Raw genomic sequence first — 2,439 nt, 5'->3', positions numbered from 1 at the left:
CCCTTGTTCACGGCAAGATCGATGCCGTCGACGAGCGTGTGCGAAATCGCGCCCTCGATGCGTCGCACCAGGCCCACCGCCCGCAAGGCGATCTCGGAGGCTATTTCGCTCACGACGCTCCCCGAATGATGTCGACCGGATGCACCCGTGTCGCCTTGCGCGCCGGGAAGAACGCCGCACCCGAGCAGCAGATCAGCGAGACGCCCCCGGCAACGACATAGTGCATCGGCGAGTAGTAGATCTGCAGCGGAACGTGGTTTCCGGTCAGTGGATTGTAGATCGTAATCAGCGACCAGGCGTAGCAGAGCCCATAGCCGAGCAGCCAGCCGAACAGGATCCCGACTGCGCCGATGATCGCGGCCTCGATGATGAAGATCCGGCGTACCGAATATTCCCGCATCCCGAGCGATTTCATGATCGCGATATCCTGCCGCTTCTCATGGGTGATGGTGGAAATGATGTTGTAGGTCGCAAATGACGAGGTCAGCAGCATCGCGCCCATCACGGTCAGCACGATGAAGTCGCGAACCGCGAAGCTGGACAACAGGTCCGCGTTTGCTTCCTGCCAGGAGACCGACTTGTAGCCGGTCTGTGCCTCGACCTCTGCGGCGACGGTTTGCGCGCCAATCGGATCGTTCAGCCGCAGCCGCAGCTCGTTGATCGCGCCGCTTTGCCTCATGATCATCTGTGCGAAGCCGATCAGCGAATAGATCTGCTCTTCGTCGACGCGCTTCAGCCCGGAACGGAACAGCCCGACCACGGTCGCGCTGACCTCCGTACCCTGTCCTCCGGCCAGCACCACCGTGTTGCCGGTCTTGACCGCGAGCTTTTCGGCCAGCGCCTCGCCGATGATGATGGCGTTCGGCGCGCGTGTGAGATCGGCAATCTCACCGGCGCGCATCTGCGAGCCGAGCTTGGAGACGCGCACTTCCAGCCGCGGATCGATGCCCATCAGCGTCACGCCGATATGGCCGGCGCCATGCTCGATGATCGCGGTCGTCCTTACCGACGGCGCGACGTCGCCGGGCAGCCACGACCGCAGCGACGCCATGACCGCTTCTGGATATTTGATGCCGGGACGATCGTTCAGGTTGGCGACGTTCGACAGCTGCACCGCGCCATATTCCTGCTCGGCCGGCTGCGGCGGGACCGAGCGGCGTTGGTCTTCGACCGTGATGTGCGGCATCGTGTCGACGAGCTGGCGCAGGAAATCGATCTGCGAGCCCTGCATCAGGCCTGCCATCATGATGGTGAAGCCGACGCCCATCGCAACGCCGGCCATGCCGACCAGCGTCTGCCGCACGCGGCTCGTGACGTGGGTCCATGCGATGGTGAGCAGGAGGTTGGTGGCCATGTGGTCAGCGGCTGTCGCCATATCTGGTGCTGTTGCGCCGGGCGTCGTTGACGACCGAATCGATGTGAGCGGAGATCGCCGCCGAAATCACCGCGCCTACCGGATCGTCGGCGGACGCGAGCGTGGGCGCCGGGGGCGTCGGCTGGTCTCGCGTCGGATCCGACCCCAGATCCGGCGTCTCAGTGTCGGGGACGGGCTTGACGATGTTTCCTGCAATGCGGACCGGCGTGCCGTCGGCGAGATCGGGGCGGGCAGGGGACAGCACCGCCATTCCCCGGCTGATGTCGCCGATGATCTCCAAATGACGGCTGCCGCGCACGCCGAGCTGGACCGGGAGGCGCTGCAGGCGGCCATTGTTGATGATCTGAACTGCGTCGCCAGCGACGGCCTCGGCCGGCACGATGATCGCCGCCTGTTTTTCGCGAACGATGATATTGGCCTCGACCGTCATGCCGATCCGCAGCCTGGTATCGGACGGCAGCAGCAGATAGACGCGGAAGGTCTTGCGGGTCGGATCACCCTTCGGCGTGATCTGCGAGACCGTGGCGCGCAGGACCTGTCCGGGGAACGCCTCGCTTCGCAGCAGGGCCTTCTGGCCGAGATTGATCCGGTTGATTTCCTCTTCATTGACCTCGGCAACGACCTGCATCGGCGCGGGCGGCCCGACCCAGAACAAGACGTCGGTGGGGCCGACGATCTCGCCGACCTCGCCGTCTCGCCGCAGCACCATGCCGTCGAGCGGCGCCCGCAACACCAGGGCATCGATCCGCGCCCGTTGTGCTGCGATCCGCGATTTGGATTCCTGGAGCTGGGTCCAGCGCTGCTCGTACTCGGTCTGGGCGGCGTCGTTCTTGCCCCGATCCTTCTCAGCGCGATCGAGATCGCGCTGCAATTGCTGATCGTTGACTTCGAGCTCCTGCAGCGCGCTGCGCTCCTCAGCGTCGTCCTGGCGGCCGAGTACCTGACCCGCCCTGACGGTCTGTCCCTCGCAACTGCACAGCTCGACCAGCCGTCGGCGCTGCAGCGGGACCACCTTGGCCCATCGCTCCGGCTCGACCGTTCCGGTTCCATAGACCGCCTCGGCG

Annotated in this window: 2 protein-coding genes; both read right to left on the bottom strand. The window is 65.1% G+C overall.

Annotated features, from left to right (window positions below):
• Positions 1 to 109: 109 nt before the first annotated feature.
• Positions 110 to 1,354: an ABC transporter permease gene (locus tag WCB02_RS12990; protein ID WP_423958630.1), complete on the bottom strand. Its 1,245-nt coding sequence runs from the start codon at positions 1,352 to 1,354 to the stop codon at positions 110 to 112.
• Between the two features lie 4 nt (positions 1,355 to 1,358).
• A partial coding sequence (locus tag WCB02_RS12985) for an efflux RND transporter periplasmic adaptor subunit (protein ID WP_423958629.1) occupies positions 1,359 to 2,439 on the bottom strand: 1,081 nt, incomplete at its 5' end.

Source organism: Bradyrhizobium sp. (assembly GCF_049581145.1).
Classification (GTDB): Bacteria; Pseudomonadota; Alphaproteobacteria; order Rhizobiales; family Xanthobacteraceae; genus Bradyrhizobium.
The sequence above is the reverse complement of the archived record's forward strand: the minus strand, read 5'-3'. Positions and strand labels throughout refer to the sequence as shown.

What these genes read in the sequence shown, in the direction of transcription:
- WCB02_RS12990 (WP_423958630.1), bottom strand. Translation starts at nt 1,354, where the DNA reads ATGGCCACCAACCTCCTGCTCACCATCGCATGGACCCACGTCACGAGC.